This is a genomic window from Amycolatopsis sp. NPDC051373 (assembly GCF_040689465.1).
GTDB lineage: Bacteria > Actinomycetota > Actinomycetes > Mycobacteriales > Pseudonocardiaceae > Amycolatopsis.
The window spans coordinates 198516-211644 of the sequence record NZ_JBFBAE010000012.1 but is presented as its reverse complement, the minus strand read 5'-3'; the positions used below and the strand labels follow the sequence as shown (position 1 = coordinate 211644).

The window sequence follows — 13129 nt, the reverse complement described above, 5'->3', positions numbered from 1 at the left end:
GTGGATCAGGACTTCGCCGGCACCCGGCTTCGGCTCGGGCACGTCGTCGAGCTGCAGTACTTCAGGACCGCCGATCTGGTGGAAGCGGACGGCACGGCTCATGGTGTGGCTCCTCGTGAAACTGGGCTGATCCGGATCTGACTGGCCGACGCGAGTGCGGTCCGGGATGGCGAGCAGCGGCTCCGGACGGGATCGCCTGCAGGCGGCCGTGTTATGTCGACCGGCATAGCGCTGAGAGCGACTATATATGTCGGGCGTCATACAGGCAATCGCGGTACACTCGCCGCATGGTCAGACGGTCAGACACCAAGCGGCGCATGATCGGGGCCGCCCGCCAGCTCATCCGCGAACACGGCTACCACTCCATGGCCCTGTCCGACGTGGTCGAGCGCAGCGCGTCCCCCCGCGGATCGGTCTACTACCACTTTCCCCAGGGCAAGGTTCAGATGGCCGCCGAAGCGGCCGAGGCGCACACCCGCGAGCAGGTCGACCTGATCAACCAGCTCGCCGGCGAGGCCACGTCGGCCGAGGACCTGGTTCGGGCCTACGTCGAGCTGGCTCGTGAAGGTATGCTGACCAGCGGTTACGGGCGCGGTTGCACCATCGCGCCACTGGTGCTCGAGGTCGGGGAGACTTCAGAGGAACTCGGCGCTGCCAGCCGGCGGGCCTTCGTCCTCATGACCGAGACCCTCGCGCTTCAACTCATGGTGCTCGGCGCCGAGGCTGCCGACGCCCGGGAGCTGTCGCACGCGACCGTGGCGGGTGTCGAAGGAGCAATGGTGACCTCGCGCGCACTGCGCAGCCCCGAGCCGTTCAACGCGATCCGCGACACCGTGGTCGCCCGAGCCCGCGCTCTCACCGCGGTCCGCGACTGACATCGCGGGTCCAGGTGAATCACCCTGACGAGGCACCTTAATTATGTCGGTCGGTATATATACGTGCTAGCCTGGCTGGGTGATGGTGCAACGCCGCCATCGGAGGGGTGGGTCTGCCACCTGCCCGACCTGGTCCACGTCGGACCGGCGAGACATGGATGGCTGCCTGACGTGGATGGGTCCTGGCCGAACGGCGAACTCGCTGTGCCGTGTCGTCCACCACCGCAAACCTCACCAGCCCATCAGTGAACTGGAGATTCCAGACATGTCTTCAATCCTCATCACCGGCGCCTCGCAGGGAATCGGCCGCGCCATGACGCTGGAGCTCGCAAAGCGTGGTCACCGTGTCATCGGCACGGCCCGCAATCCGGACAGCCTGGCCGACCTGCCGACCGCCCGGCGCCTCCGGCTGGACGTGACCGATCAGTCCAGTGTGGACGCTGCGATCGCCGCTGCGGGCGAGATCGACGTCGTGATCAACAACGCCGGCGAGACCATGCGGGCGCCGCTGGAGAGCGTCCCGGTGTCCGAGGTCGCCCGGCTGTTCGACCTGAACACGCTGGGAGCGCTGCGCGTTGTCCAGGCCGCGCTGCCCGGCATGCGCGAACGCGGGTCCGGCCACCTGGTGTTCCTGTCCAGCATCCAGGGCCGGATGGTGCTGCCGATCATCGGCCCGTACGGGATGAGCAAGTGGGCGGTGGAGGCCATGGCCGAGGTGCTGGCCATCGAAGCCGGCCATTTCGGGGTGAAGGTCAGCTTGGTCCAGCCAGGTGTGGTGGCGACCAACGGCGGCGCGAAGGCCAAGGTCTACCGGGCCGGCGACGACCCGTACGGCCCGCTGTTCGACGAGCTGGTCAAGACCCGCGGTGACGTTGTGACGCCGGAGGAAGTAGCCACGGTCGTGGCCGACACGATCGAGCAGGAGAACCCGCCGCTGCGCGTGCCGGCCGGTGCGACCGCGACCAAGGTCCTGGCTGCCCGCAAAACGGCGCCTGAGGACGAGGTCTTTTTCCCTTACGACATCAACTGGTGAAACCGTCGGCTCGGCCGGCCGCCCCGGCATCCCTGAGGACGGGGCAACGCCAAACCGCAGCGGCAAGGAAATCCCATGACCGACAAGATCACCTCGGCTGCCTTCGGCGAGGTCGAAGTCACCCGGGTCCACGAGTGGAGCGATCACTTGTTCTCCCGGCCGGAGCTCCTGCCGGATTCCGGGCGCGAGGGGTGGGAGGCGGAGAAGGGCTGGCTCGAGCCGGTCTTCTGGTCGGCAGAGTCAGAGGACGCCTGGCTTCGCCATGCCCGACAACAGGTCGAAGTCGGCTTTCGGGCCGCGTTGGGGAAGGTCGGGCGCCACTCGGCGCCCTCCAGGACGGTGTTCCACCCGATGTGGTAGAGGTGCAGGTGGGTGCACACCACCAAGTCCACGTCCTCCGGCCGCACGCCCAGCGCGGCGAGGTTGGTGAGGTAGCCGGTGTCGAGATGGTCGAACGGCGGTACGCCCGGGCGCGGCTTCCCGTTGCCGATCCCGGTGTCGACCAGAATGATCCGGCCGCCGCTGCGCACGAGGAAGCTCTGCGAGCCCAAGACCTCGGGGTGGACCCGGCGTGCATCGCCGTGTCCGGGCAGAACGCCGGCGGCGGGCTCGCGGCAGCCGTGGCGCAGCTGGCCCGCGACTGCGGCGGCCCGCGCTAGCGTTCCAGGCACTCGGCACCCCGGCGCTCGACGATCGGCTCGCCACCGAGTCGATGTGGACCTGTGTGGACACTCCGGTCTGGCACCGTGGCAACGCGAAGCAGAGTTGGGCCGCCTACCTGGGCGACGAGGCCGGCGGTCCGCGCGTGTCGTCGTACGCCGCACCCGCGCGTGCTACCGACCTGACCCGGCTGCCGCCGGCGTACGTCACGGCGAGCCAGTTCGACCCGTTTCGGGACGAGGCGCTGGAGTATGCGCGCCGTCTCGCGCAGGCGAACGTGCCGGTGGAACTGCGCTTGTACCCGGGCACGTTCCACGGGTCGACGTTCGTCGCCGGCGCCGCGGTGTCCCGCCGAATAGCGGCCGATCTGGTCGACGCGCTGCGGCGAGTGTTGGCCGTGGCGCCGCCGGCTTCTGCGCGGCTGCCATGACGTGGCACGGCAACGAGCGTTACGGTCTTGCGCCGGCGCCGGGCGGGCTCGCCCTCGTCCAGGATTTGCTCAACACCCGCCGCAGCCCGCAGAGGACCTTTGGCGACCTGTTGTCGTCGGTCCGCTCGGCTCAGGAGTGGGCGAATGCGGCGATCGCGGCGTGGGCGGTCGCCGGCGGTGGCCGCAGCCGCGGCGTTCCCGGAGCGGTGGCACACGCTCCGTGAGCGGCTCGACGGTCGCCGGGACGCCGGGGCCGACGAGCTGATTGCCGGCTTCCGGGCCGCGCCGGGGCTGGGGTCAACCGGCGAACGGGTGGCCACTTGGCTCATGCGTCCTCAGTGGACTGGCAGGGCCGAAAACTGATCGTGATGACCTTTGTCCGCTATGGGCAACAGGGTGAAGTATCGGTAAGACCGTACGTTAGTAGCTTGTTCGCGAGGCTGAGGCGCCGGATTCTGTTTTCCGTTGCGCAGCGCCACTTCCCGTTCCCCTGACCAGGGCCCGGCCTCGAACCCGGGTCCGGTTCACCCTGCCCGGAGGAGATATGGAACTGAGACGTTCTGCCGTCTTGGCCGTGACCGGCGTACTCGTCGGCGCGCTCTGCGTCACCGGCACCGCACAGGCGCAAACCACCCCGAACGCCGTACCCAACGCCGTACCGAACGCCCAGGCGATGGCGGTGAACGCCGCCGCCGGTCTCGTCGCGAGCCGTCCGGCCGCGCTGCACGCCAGCGCGGACGACGGTTTCGTGCAGCAGAAGGCAATCTCCTCGACCAACGGGCTCCAGTACATCCCTTACGAGCGCATTTACAAGGGCCTGCCCGTGGTGGGTGGTGACTTCGTCGTCGCGACCGATTCGACGGGCCAGGTGCTGGCCACCTCCGTCGCGCAGGACCAGACCATCAACGTCGCGACGTCCGTTCCGGCCGTCACGAAGGCCGCGGCCGAGGCGACTGCCCGGCAGCAGCTGTCCTCCGTGGACAGTGTGAGCCCGGCCCAGCAAGTCGTTTACGCGCTCGGCTCGCCGAAGCTGGCGTGGAAGAGCACGGCCGTCGGACGCGACGCCGAGGGCCCGAGCCGGCTCGACGTCATCGTCGACGCGGCGACCGGGAAGGTGCTCCACACGCAGGAGCACGTGATGAACGGTGACGGCACCAGCGCGTGGAACGGCCCGAACCCGGTGCACCTCGACACCACGCACTCGGGCAGCACCTACACGATGAAGGACCCGGCCATCACCAACACGTCCTGCCAGGACGCGGCCTCCAATACCACCTTCAGCGGTCCGGACGACAGCTGGGGCAACGGCACCGCCAGCAGCCGCGAGACCGGCTGCGTCGACGCGCTGTTCGCCGCCCAGACCGAGAACAAGATGCTCTCGCAGTGGCTGGGCCGCGACGGCTTCGACGGCAACGGCGGCGGCTGGCCGATCCGCGTCGGCCTGAACGACGAGCAAGCCTTCTACGACGGCACCCAGGTCCAGGTCGGCCACAACACGCAGAACCAGTGGATCGGCTCGATCGACGTCGTCGCGCACGAGCACGGACACGGCATCGACGACCACACGCCGGGCGGCATCTCGGGCGCGGGTACCCAGGAGTTCGTCGCGGACGTCTTCGGTGCTTCGACCGAGTGGTTCGCGAACGAGCCGGCGCCCTACGACAAGCCCGACTTCCTCGTCGGCGAGCAGGTCGACCTGGTCGGCTCCGGCCCGATCCGCAACATGTACAACCCGTCGGCGCTGGGCGACAAGAACTGTTACGACAGCTCGGTTCCGGGCGGCGAGGTGCACGCGGCCGCCGGCCCCGGCAACCACTGGTTCTACCTGCTGGCCGAAGGCACCAACCCCACCAACGGACAGCCGACCAGCACGACGTGCAACAACTCCACGGTCACCGGGCTCGGTGTCCAGACCGCGGTGAAGATCTTCTACAACGCGATGCTGCTCAAGACTTCCGGCAGCTCCTACCTGAAGTACCGCACCTGGACCCTGACCGCGGCGAAGAACCTGTTCCCGGGCAGCTGCGCCGAATTCAACACCGTCAAGGCGGCGTGGAACGCGATCTCCGTCCCGGCGCAATCGGGTGAGCCGACGTGTTCGGCGACCGGCACCGTCACCGTGTCCAACCCGGGCAACCAGTCGACCACGACGGGCTCCGCGGTGAACCTGCCGCTGTCGGCCTCGGGCGGCACCGCGCCGTACACCTGGTCGGCCACCGGACTGCCGGCCGGCCTGTCGATCAACGCCTCCACCGGCACGATCTCGGGCACCGCGACCACCGCGGGCTCCTCGAACGCCACGGTGACCGCGAGGGACTCGGCCGGGAGGACCGGCACGGCGTCGTTCACCTGGACCGTCGGCGCCACCGGCGGCTGCTCCGGCCAGAAGCTCCTCAACGGCGGCTTCGAGTCGGGCAGCGCGAACTGGACCGGCACCACCGGCACCATCGGCCAGTGGGCGTCCTCGGGTGAGCCGGCGCACGGCGGCACCTACAGCGCCTACCTCGACGGTTACGGCTCGACGCACACCGAGTCCGTCGCGCAGTCGGTGAGCGTCCCGGCCGGCTGCCACGCCACCCTCACGTTCTACCTGCACATCGACACCGCGGAGACGACCACGACGACCGCCTACGACAAGCTGACCGTCACCAACGGCAGCGCGACGCTGGGCAGCTTCTCCAACCTGAACAAGGCTTCGGGATACGCGCTCCGGACGATCGACGTCTCGTCGGCCGCCGGTGGCACCCTGGCGCTGAAGTTCACCGGCACCGAGGACAGCTCGCTGCAGACGTCGTTCGTGATCGACGACGCCGCGGTGACACTGAGCTGACGCGCCTGAATCCGCACTGAGAAGGCGGGGAGACCGGAAGCCCGGCTCCCCGCCTTTCCGCTTTCCGGCAAACGCAGGCACAATCGAGCGCATGGACTCCGAAGCGCTGCGCGCGACCCAGGCCCCGTTGAAGGACAAGTACCGCGACGAACCGGAGAGCGCGCTCGTCACGCTGCACGCCGACGCCGAGCTGGACGGCCTTGGCATCTCCTGCAAGGTCGAGACCGGCCGCGCGATCGTCGAGGCCGGGCTGCACCCGGCGACCGGCGGCGATGGCACTCTCGCCTGCTCCGGGGACATGCTGCTCGAAGCGCTCGTCGCGTGCGCCGGGGTGACGTTGCGGGCAGTGGCGACGTCGCTGGGCCTCGAAGTGCGCGGCGGCCGCGTCCGGGCCGAGGGCGACCTGGACTTCCGCGGCACGCTGGCCGTCGCGAAGGACGCCCCGGTCGGCTTCCGCGCGATCCGGCTGTCGTTCGACCTCGACACCGACGCCGACCCCGACCAGCTCGCGACGCTGAAGAAGCTGACCGAACGCTACTGTGTCGTGTTCCAGTCGCTGCGGACACCGCCGGAATTCGCCGTCACGCTCGCGGCGGACTGAACCGTCCTAACGCGACGGTTGTCCGGCTCCGGGATCAGGCCATCAGTTCGGCGAGGGTCCGCAGGGTCGCCGGGTCCGCCATGTTCGCGCTGATGACGTCGACGACGGTCGTCTCCCAGGCTTGGAGGTCGTGGCGGATGTTGTGCGGGGGGCCGATCAAGGCGACTTCCTCCACCATCCGGGTGCTGACCGCGGCGATCGCCTCGGCCCGGTGGCCGTCCAGGTACAGCTGGGTGATCTTCTCGCACTCGGCCTCGTAGCCCAGCCGCGTGAACATGTTGCGGTGGAAGTTCACCTCGGCCGCGCCCATGCCGCCGATGTAGAGCGCCAGCAGCGGGCGCAGGCTGTCCGCCGCGCGCTCCACGTCGTCGTCGTCGACGCGTACGTTGACGTTGGCGACGACGGTGAACGATTCGGCGGTGTGTCGCGCGCCCGGACGGCTGAAGCCCTCGCCGAGTGCCGCGCGGTAGTACGCGTCGAGCTTGGGGCCGAAGAACATCGAGAGCCAGCCGTCCGCGATCTCGGCGGCGAGGGCGACGTTCTTCGGGCCCTGGGCACCGAGGGAGATCGGGATCTCGGGCCGCCGCGGCCGGATGTTGGCCCGCAGCGGCTTCCCGAAACCGGTGCCGCCGGGCGCGGGAATCGTGAAGTGCTCGCCGTGGAACTCGATCGGCCTTCCCGCGCAATCACCTTCCGCACGATCTCGACGTACTCTCTCGTCGTCTGCAACGGCCGGCGGTACCGCTGCCCGTACCAGCCCTCGACCACTTGCGGCCCACTTGACCCGAGCCCGAGGACGAACCGGCCGTCGGACAGGTGATCCATGGTCATCGCGGCCATCGCGGACGCGGTGGGCGTACGCGCCGCCATTTGCGTGCACGCCCACTCTCGGTAGCCGTGGCTGCCGGGCGTCTCCGACAGCACGCCGGTCTCGAGCAGGCCTTCGAGGTGCTCGGTCAACAGGGCACGTGACATGCCCAGGTGGGCTGGGAAATCTCCGAAGCGGGCGCGCCCCGAATAAGGCGTCGCGCACGATCAGCGGCTTCCAGCGTTCGCCGACGATCTCGAGGCTGCGCGCCAGGGAGCACTGCTGACCCGCGCAGTACTTGGGATCGGCTGCTGCTGACCGAGCAGGTCTCGTCTTCGAGTCCGGAGTGGACGGGCCGACGCCGATCGGCTCGGCGCCTACGCCCGGCAACGCCACTGGCGCACCATTCGCGCGGTGTCGTCGAAGAACACCACCTTCGACCGCGACTACCACGCGGAACCCCGGACGGTGCGCAGATCCCGCTCCTGCACGTGTTCACCGAGGACGAGGACGGCATTCACCACCGGTGGACGAGCAAGCAGGTCTTCGCTCGCGGTGATTCCAGCGCCATGGACACGATCTGGCCGATCTTCGGCGCGCTCGACCTGACTCCGGAAGTCCGTGGGGACCTGGCCGCCTACCCTTCGCTGCTGTACTGGACCGGTCGCCCTTGGGGACGTAAAACCGGCTTCTAGCCCCTTTGGCGGCTTCGGCAAGCCAGTGGTTCACAGTTCGTCCGAGATCAGCGCCGCCGCGGTGGCGCTGATCTCGACGTGTTCGGCCGCCGAGCGGCCGGCGCCGCGGCAGTCGACCGTCAGGTGCGTCGGCGCGGCCGTATGGATGTGTGCGAGCTGTCCCCGGGCCAGTTGCGGCGCGGTGATCCAGCCGTCGCCGAGTGCCACGATGCAGGCTCTTGGCGTCTTGCGCCACCGAGATCAACCGGTATATTGGTAAGTCCATTAGTCAGCGGCTAGGAGTGGACATGCCGAAGGTCGTGTACGTCGACGACGCCGGCGAGGAGCGGGCGGTCGACGCCTCCGTGGGGGAGAGCGTCATGAGCGCGGCCGTGCGCGCGGGGGTGCCGGGGATCATCGGCGAGTGCGGGGGCTGCCTTTCGTGCGGCACCTGCCACGTGTGGGTGCGCGAGGAGTATCTGGATCACGTCGGCGAAGTCGGTGACATGGAGGACGACCTCCTCGACCTCGCGGTCGGCGACCGGCGGGCCGGGAGCCGCCTCTCGTGCCAGATCGAGATGACGCCGCAGCTCGACGGGCTCACCGTCGACGTGCCCGGAGAGCAGGTCGTCTGACCTCGGCGCGGGGAACTCGCCATTGCCAGTGGTTCAATGGTCTGATATTCAATCCTATAACGGCTTCGCGATCGCCGGTGCGAAAGGACTTCAGCGTGCTCCGAACAGAGATCAACGAACTGCTGACGCAGACCGGGCCGGGCACCAAGATGGGCGCCCTGTTCCGGCGCTTCTGGCAGCCCGTTCTGCTGGCCGAGGAGCTGCCCGCCGACGACTGCCCGCCGATGCGGGTCAAGATTCTTTCGGAGCGGCTGATCGCCTTCCGCGACTCTGAGGGCCGGTACGGCCTGATGGACGAGTTCTGCGCGCACCGCGGCGTCTCGCTCTGGTTCGGTCGCAACGAGGCCGGCGGCCTGCGCTGCCCGTACCACGGTTGGAAGTACGACTACACCGGTCAGGCGATCGAGGTCCCGAGCGAGCCCGAGACCAGCAACTTCTGTGCCAACGTCAAGCTCAAGTCCTACCCGATGGTCAAGCGCGGCGACGTGCTGTGGGCCTACTTCGGTGACCCGGAGACGCAGCCGCCGCTGCCGGAGTGGGAGTTCGTGACCGTTCCGGAGGGGCAGGCGTTCACGTCAAAGCGCTTTCAGGAGTGCAACTGGCTGCAGGCGCTCGAAGGCGGCATCGACTCCAGCCACGTCACCTTCCTGCACTCGGGCAGCCTCGACAGCGACCCGCTGTTCAAGGGGTCGAAGGGCAACGCCTACAACCGCGCGGACCTCAAGCCGTTCTTCGAGGTCGTCGACTACGAGGGCGGCCTGCTCATCGCCGCTCGCCGCAGCGCGGAGGAGGGGCACTACTACTGGCGGGTGACGCCGTGGGTGCTGCCGAACTTCACCATGGTCCCGCCGCGCGCCGACCACCCGATGCACGGCCACTTCTGGGTGCCGATCGACGACGAGAACTGCTGGGCCTGGAGCTTCGACTACCACCCGACCCGCCAGCTCGACAGCGAAGAGGTGGCGGCCATGCGGGCCGGTCTGGGCGTGCACAGCGCGAACGACGAGAACTACCGGCCGCTCGCGAACAAGGACAACGACTACCTCATGGACCGCGACGCGCAGCGGCGCGGCGAGACCTACTCCGGCATCAAGGGCATCGCGCTCCAGGACTCGTCGTTGCAGGAGTCGATGGGGCCGATCGTCGACCGGACCAAGGAGCGGCTCGTCGCCACCGACGCGGGCATCATCAAGGCGCGCCAGAAGCTGCGCAAGGCCGCGCTCGCGCTGGCCGAGGACGGGGTCGAGCCGGCAGGCAACCGGGCCCAGGACCAGAAGGTGCGCTCGGTCGCGGTCGTGCTGCCCGCCAACCAGTCCTTTGTGGACGGCATCGGCGAGGCGATGGTCGCCAAGCCGGGCGTGCGGCAGACCACGGTCTGAGACGGCGAGGAAAACCGTGTTGCAACGTGGCTTGGTCAGCAGTTGTGCCCGCGCGGCGACGGCCGAGGAAGCGGCTTTCCGGATCGACTACCCGTTGTCCGCTGCCCGCAACACGCGGGTGGTGGCGCTGGACGAAGCGGCGAAGGGCATCGTCGGGCGGGCGGCCGCCGAGGAGTGGGCGCAGGCGCGCTTCTACTCGGTTTCCGGCGCCGGTGACGAGCTGGTCACCATGACCGGCGACCGGGTGGCGCTCACCGATGAGCTGCGGGACAGCAACACCGTCGTGCTGGTTTCGACCACCGGCGAGAACGCCGAGGCGGCGGCCACCATCGGCGCGGCCTGCACGGTGCGCGGGATCATGACGGCGGGCCTGGTCGTGACCTCGGACGGGGTCTCGAACGAGGCATTGTTCTCGCTGCGTCCGCACGCCCGGATCCTCTTGGTGCCCGCCGAAGAGGGCGATCTGCTGGAACTGCTGAAAGCGACGCGCGCATGAGCCCCCAGAGCGATCCGGCCGGCAAGGTCACCATCCCGGCTCTGCAGGCGATGAAGACGCGCGGCGAGAAAAGCGTCTGCATCGTCGCTTGGGACTACCAGATGGCGCGCATCGCCGACCGGGTCGGCGTGGACATCGTCTCGGTCGGCGACACCGTCGGGGTCAACCTCTGGGGGCAGCCGCATCCGCTCGAAATCACCTTCGACGAAGTGCTCGTCGTCGCGAAGGCGGCTCGGCGGGGAGTCCGGCGAGCGCTGCTCAGCTGCGACTTCCCGTTCGGCCCGCTGCAGCAGGGCGCGGCCAGTGCGGTCGACGCGGCGATCAGGCTGGTCAAGGAGGCGGGCGTCGACCTGGTGAAGCTCGACGGGGCCGCCGACTTCCCGGACGCGGTCGAGGCCGTGACCAGGGCGGGCATTCCGGTCTTCGCGCAGTTCGGGATCACGCCGCAGACGGCCCTGAAGTACGGCATCGAGTACTCCGCGGCCAGCGTCGCTCAGGTGCCCGACGGGATGCTCGACGAGCTGGTCGCGGAGGCCAAGCAGCTCGAGTCGGCGGGAGCCGTCGCGCTCAACTTCACCAACTCCGGCCCGGTGGTGGGGCCGGCGGTGGTGGACGCGGTGTCGATCCCCGTGCTCGGCGGGTTCGGGGGCGGGCCGTGGCTCGACGGGCGCATCCGCATGGCCACCGCGGCCATCGGCTACAACGCCGCCAACGTCGACAAAGAGATCGACACCTACGCCAACGTCGCGCGCATCGCGTTCGAGGCCCTGACCGATTGCGCCGCGGACATCCGCGGTGGCAGGCAGATTCGCGGTGGCATCAAGGTGCCACAGAGCTGAGGAGAAGTTCGCATGCCCGTGGTCGTGCTGGACGGGATCGCCACGCGGTACCAGATCATCGGGGACGGGCCACCGCTGCTGATGTTCAGTCCGGGCGGGTTTGATTCCAGTTTGGACAATTGGACCAGCTTCGGGCGCTACCGCGAACTCGGCTTCCTCGACGCCTTCGCCCCCGAATACACCTGCGTCGTCTTCGACCGACGTGAATCGGGGCAGTCGGGTGGCCGCGTCGAGCGGCTGGACTGGCCGGTCTACGTCCGGCAGGCGCTCGGGCTGCTCGACCACCTCGGCATCGACGCGGCGCACACCATGGGCGGCTGCGTCGGCTGCTCGACCGCCGCGGCACTGGCCGTCGCGGCACCGGAACGCGTGCGCGGCATGGTGATGTTCTCGCCGGCCGGCGGGCCCCGCTACCGGATGGCGCAGCACCGCCGGTTCGTGCAGCACCTCGCCTACGTCGCCGAACACGGGCTGCCGGCGGTCGTCGACCTGGCCCGGTCGACGACGGCCGGCTTCAGCACCGACCCGCGGGTGGGTCCGTGGGCCGCGCCGCTGCGCAGCGACGAGACCTTCGCAAAGGAGTACGCGGCCTTCGACCCGGCTCGCTACGACCTGCTCGTGACCGGCTCCGTGCGGGGCCTGTTCGACCGCGACACCGTTCCGGGCGTGGAGCCCGAAGACCTGATGATCTGTGACGTGCCCGCGTTGATCGTGCCGGGGCAGGACAGCTCGCACGCCCCTTCGGCCGCGCGCTACCTCCAGGAGTGCCTGCCGGTGCACGAATACTGGGACGTTCCGGTTTCCGAGCAGACGGCCGAGACCGCGCCGGCGCGCGTCCTGGAGTTCCTCCGCGGACACGACCGGTGACTCCGCTCGTCCTGCTGCGCCACGGCGAGAGCACCGCCAACGCCGGGGACCTGTTCGCCGGGCACCTCGACGTGCCGCTAACGCCGGCCGGCGTCCTCGAAGCGCGAGCCGCCGCGGAAGGACTGGCCGGCTGGGTCCCGGACATCGTGCACTGCTCGCCGCTGGCCCGCGCCGCCGACACCGCCGCGATCGTCAGGAGCCGGCTCGCGCCGACCGCCGTGGCCGAGTACCACCCGGCCCTCGTCGAGCGGCATTACGGTGCGCTGCAAGGACTTCTGCGGGCCGACGCGCGAGCGCGGTTCGGCGCCGAAGCGGTCGCCTGCTGGCGGCGGTCGCCGGCCGGCGTGCCGCCCGGCGGCGAGAGCTTGGAGATGCTGCACGACCGATTGCGGCCGTATTGGCTCGACGAGTTGCTGCCGCTGCTGGAAACGGGCCGCTCGGTGCTCGTGGTCGCGCACGGCAACTCGCTGCGCATGCTGCTCGCCCACGTGAGCGGGCTGGACGTGGCCGACGCGATCGGCGCCGAGGTGCCGACCGCTGTCCCGCTCCGGCCGGAAATCAGGCTTCCAGCGCGGTGATCTGGTCGATCCGGTCCTGGTGCCGGCCGCCCTTGAACGGAGTCGCCAGCCACAGCGCGAGCAGTCGTTCCGCTTCGTCGTCCGAGATGACCTTCGTGCCGATCACGAGCACGTTGGCGTTGTTGTTGCCGCGCGAGATCTCCACCATGAACGTGGTGTGCCCGAGACCCGCGCGCACGCCGCGGATTTTGTTGCAGGCGATGACTTCGCCCTGCCCGCTGCCGCCGAGCACGAGGCCGGCGTCGGCGCGGCCGTCCGCGACCCGCCGGCTCACGTCGGCGCACAGCGGCGGGTAGTCGACGGTGTCCGTCGCGCTGTGCGAGCCGCGGTCGTCCACCTCGTGACCGTGGTCGGTGAGCCAGGTGGTGAGGCGCTGCTTGAGGTTCACGCCGTGGTGATCGGCGGCGATCGCGATCCGCATGGC

General features: G+C 69.3%; 14 protein-coding genes and 3 pseudogenes. 13 read left to right on the top strand and 4 right to left on the bottom strand.

Features of this window, described 5'->3' with window-relative positions; genetic code table 11:
* Positions 1-287: 287 nt before the first annotated feature.
* From AB0383_RS23900 to AB0383_RS23890, 3 genes are all read left to right on the top strand, one after another.
* Entirely contained in the window at positions 288-875 is a 588-nt protein-coding gene (locus AB0383_RS23900; protein WP_366188574.1) for a TetR family transcriptional regulator, read from the top strand.
* A gap of 265 nt (positions 876-1140) precedes the next feature.
* Positions 1141-1908: an SDR family oxidoreductase gene (locus AB0383_RS23895; protein ID WP_364176581.1), complete on the top strand. Its 768-nt coding sequence runs from the start codon at positions 1141-1143 to the stop codon at positions 1906-1908.
* 75 nt (positions 1909-1983) lie between these two features.
* Positions 1984-2268, top strand: coding sequence for a hypothetical protein (locus AB0383_RS23890; protein WP_366188637.1), 285 nt, complete (start codon positions 1984-1986; stop codon positions 2266-2268).
* Here the strand turns inward: AB0383_RS23890 and AB0383_RS23885 are convergent.
* A pseudogene (locus tag AB0383_RS23885) lies at positions 2205-2450 on the bottom strand (MBL fold metallo-hydrolase); the annotation flags it as partial. The gene AB0383_RS23890 and the pseudogene AB0383_RS23885 overlap by 64 nt on opposite strands.
* Here AB0383_RS23885 and AB0383_RS23880 point away from each other — a divergent pair.
* The 3 genes and pseudogenes from AB0383_RS23880 to AB0383_RS23870 all read left to right on the top strand — a co-directional run bounded on the left by AB0383_RS23880 (position 2355) and on the right by AB0383_RS23870 (position 6429).
* A pseudogene (locus AB0383_RS23880) lies at positions 2355-2998 on the top strand (alpha/beta hydrolase fold domain-containing protein). The pseudogenes AB0383_RS23885 and AB0383_RS23880 overlap by 96 nt on opposite strands.
* 568 nt (positions 2999-3566) lie before the next feature.
* Positions 3567-5828, top strand: a complete 2262-nt coding sequence (locus AB0383_RS23875) for a M4 family metallopeptidase (protein WP_366188633.1) — start codon at positions 3567-3569, stop codon at positions 5826-5828.
* Positions 5829-5919: 91 nt separating this feature from the next.
* A complete protein-coding gene (locus tag AB0383_RS23870; RefSeq protein ID WP_366188573.1) occupies positions 5920-6429 on the top strand; it encodes an OsmC family protein in 510 nt (169 codons plus the stop codon).
* Between the two features lie 34 nt (positions 6430-6463).
* Here the strand turns inward: AB0383_RS23870 and AB0383_RS23865 are convergent.
* A pseudogene (locus tag AB0383_RS23865) lies at positions 6464-7302 on the bottom strand (LLM class F420-dependent oxidoreductase); the annotation flags it as partial.
* Between the two features lie 426 nt (positions 7303-7728).
* On the opposite strand from AB0383_RS23865, the gene AB0383_RS23860 reads away from it, so the two are divergent.
* Entirely contained in the window at positions 7729-7932 is a 204-nt protein-coding gene (locus AB0383_RS23860) for a hypothetical protein (protein ID WP_366188572.1), read from the top strand.
* Between the two features lie 30 nt (positions 7933-7962).
* Here the strand turns inward: AB0383_RS23860 and AB0383_RS23855 are convergent, their stop codons facing one another.
* Positions 7963-8139, bottom strand: a complete 177-nt coding sequence (locus tag AB0383_RS23855) for a hypothetical protein (RefSeq protein ID WP_366188571.1) — start codon at positions 8137-8139, stop codon at positions 7963-7965.
* A gap of 80 nt (positions 8140-8219) precedes the next feature.
* Here AB0383_RS23855 and AB0383_RS23850 point away from each other — a divergent pair, with 80 nt between their 5' ends.
* From AB0383_RS23850 to AB0383_RS23825, 6 genes are all read left to right on the top strand, one after another.
* Positions 8220-8546 (top strand): 2Fe-2S iron-sulfur cluster-binding protein, encoded by a 327-nt coding sequence (locus AB0383_RS23850; protein ID WP_364176614.1) that lies wholly within the window; start codon positions 8220-8222, stop codon positions 8544-8546.
* Positions 8547-8641: 95 nt separating this feature from the next.
* Positions 8642-9925: a Rieske 2Fe-2S domain-containing protein gene (locus AB0383_RS23845; protein WP_366188570.1), complete on the top strand. Its 1284-nt coding sequence runs from the start codon at positions 8642-8644 to the stop codon at positions 9923-9925.
* A gap of 16 nt (positions 9926-9941) precedes the next feature.
* Positions 9942-10421 carry a hypothetical protein gene (locus tag AB0383_RS23840; RefSeq protein WP_366188569.1) on the top strand — a complete coding sequence of 160 codons (480 nt, stop codon included), beginning with the start codon at positions 9942-9944 and terminating at the stop codon, positions 10419-10421.
* Positions 10418-11260, top strand: a complete 843-nt coding sequence (locus AB0383_RS23835; RefSeq protein ID WP_366188568.1) for a 3-methyl-2-oxobutanoate hydroxymethyltransferase — start codon at positions 10418-10420, stop codon at positions 11258-11260. The genes AB0383_RS23840 and AB0383_RS23835 overlap by 4 nt, the downstream gene beginning before the upstream one ends.
* Positions 11261-11272: 12 nt before the next feature.
* Positions 11273-12127: an alpha/beta hydrolase gene (locus AB0383_RS23830; protein WP_366188567.1), complete on the top strand. Its 855-nt coding sequence runs from the start codon at positions 11273-11275 to the stop codon at positions 12125-12127.
* Positions 12124-12705 (top strand): 2,3-bisphosphoglycerate-dependent phosphoglycerate mutase, encoded by a 582-nt coding sequence (locus AB0383_RS23825; protein ID WP_366188566.1) that lies wholly within the window; start codon positions 12124-12126, stop codon positions 12703-12705. Before AB0383_RS23830 ends, AB0383_RS23825 begins: the two co-directional genes overlap by 4 nt.
* Here the strand turns inward: AB0383_RS23825 and AB0383_RS23820 are convergent.
* On the bottom strand, positions 12686-13126 hold the full coding sequence (locus AB0383_RS23820) for an RpiB/LacA/LacB family sugar-phosphate isomerase (RefSeq protein WP_364176632.1): 441 nt from the start codon (positions 13124-13126) through the stop codon (positions 12686-12688). The genes AB0383_RS23825 and AB0383_RS23820 overlap by 20 nt on opposite strands.
* Positions 13127-13129: the final 3 nt, after the last annotated feature.

What these genes read in the sequence shown, in the direction of transcription:
- AB0383_RS23900 (WP_366188574.1), top strand. Translation starts at nt 288, where the DNA reads ATGGTCAGACGGTCAGACACCAAGCGGCGCATGATCGGGGCCGCCCGC.
- AB0383_RS23895 (WP_364176581.1), top strand. Translation starts at nt 1,141, where the DNA reads ATGTCTTCAATCCTCATCACCGGCGCCTCGCAGGGAATCGGCCGCGCC.
- AB0383_RS23890 (WP_366188637.1), top strand. Translation starts at nt 1,984, where the DNA reads ATGACCGACAAGATCACCTCGGCTGCCTTCGGCGAGGTCGAAGTCACC.
- AB0383_RS23870 (WP_366188573.1), top strand. Translation starts at nt 5,920, where the DNA reads ATGGACTCCGAAGCGCTGCGCGCGACCCAGGCCCCGTTGAAGGACAAG.
- AB0383_RS23850 (WP_364176614.1), top strand. Translation starts at nt 8,220, where the DNA reads ATGCCGAAGGTCGTGTACGTCGACGACGCCGGCGAGGAGCGGGCGGTC.
- AB0383_RS23835 (WP_366188568.1), top strand. Translation starts at nt 10,418, where the DNA reads ATGAGCCCCCAGAGCGATCCGGCCGGCAAGGTCACCATCCCGGCTCTG.
- AB0383_RS23830 (WP_366188567.1), top strand. Translation starts at nt 11,273, where the DNA reads ATGCCCGTGGTCGTGCTGGACGGGATCGCCACGCGGTACCAGATCATC.
- AB0383_RS23820 (WP_364176632.1), bottom strand. Translation starts at nt 13,126, where the DNA reads ATGCGGATCGCGATCGCCGCCGATCACCACGGCGTGAACCTCAAGCAG.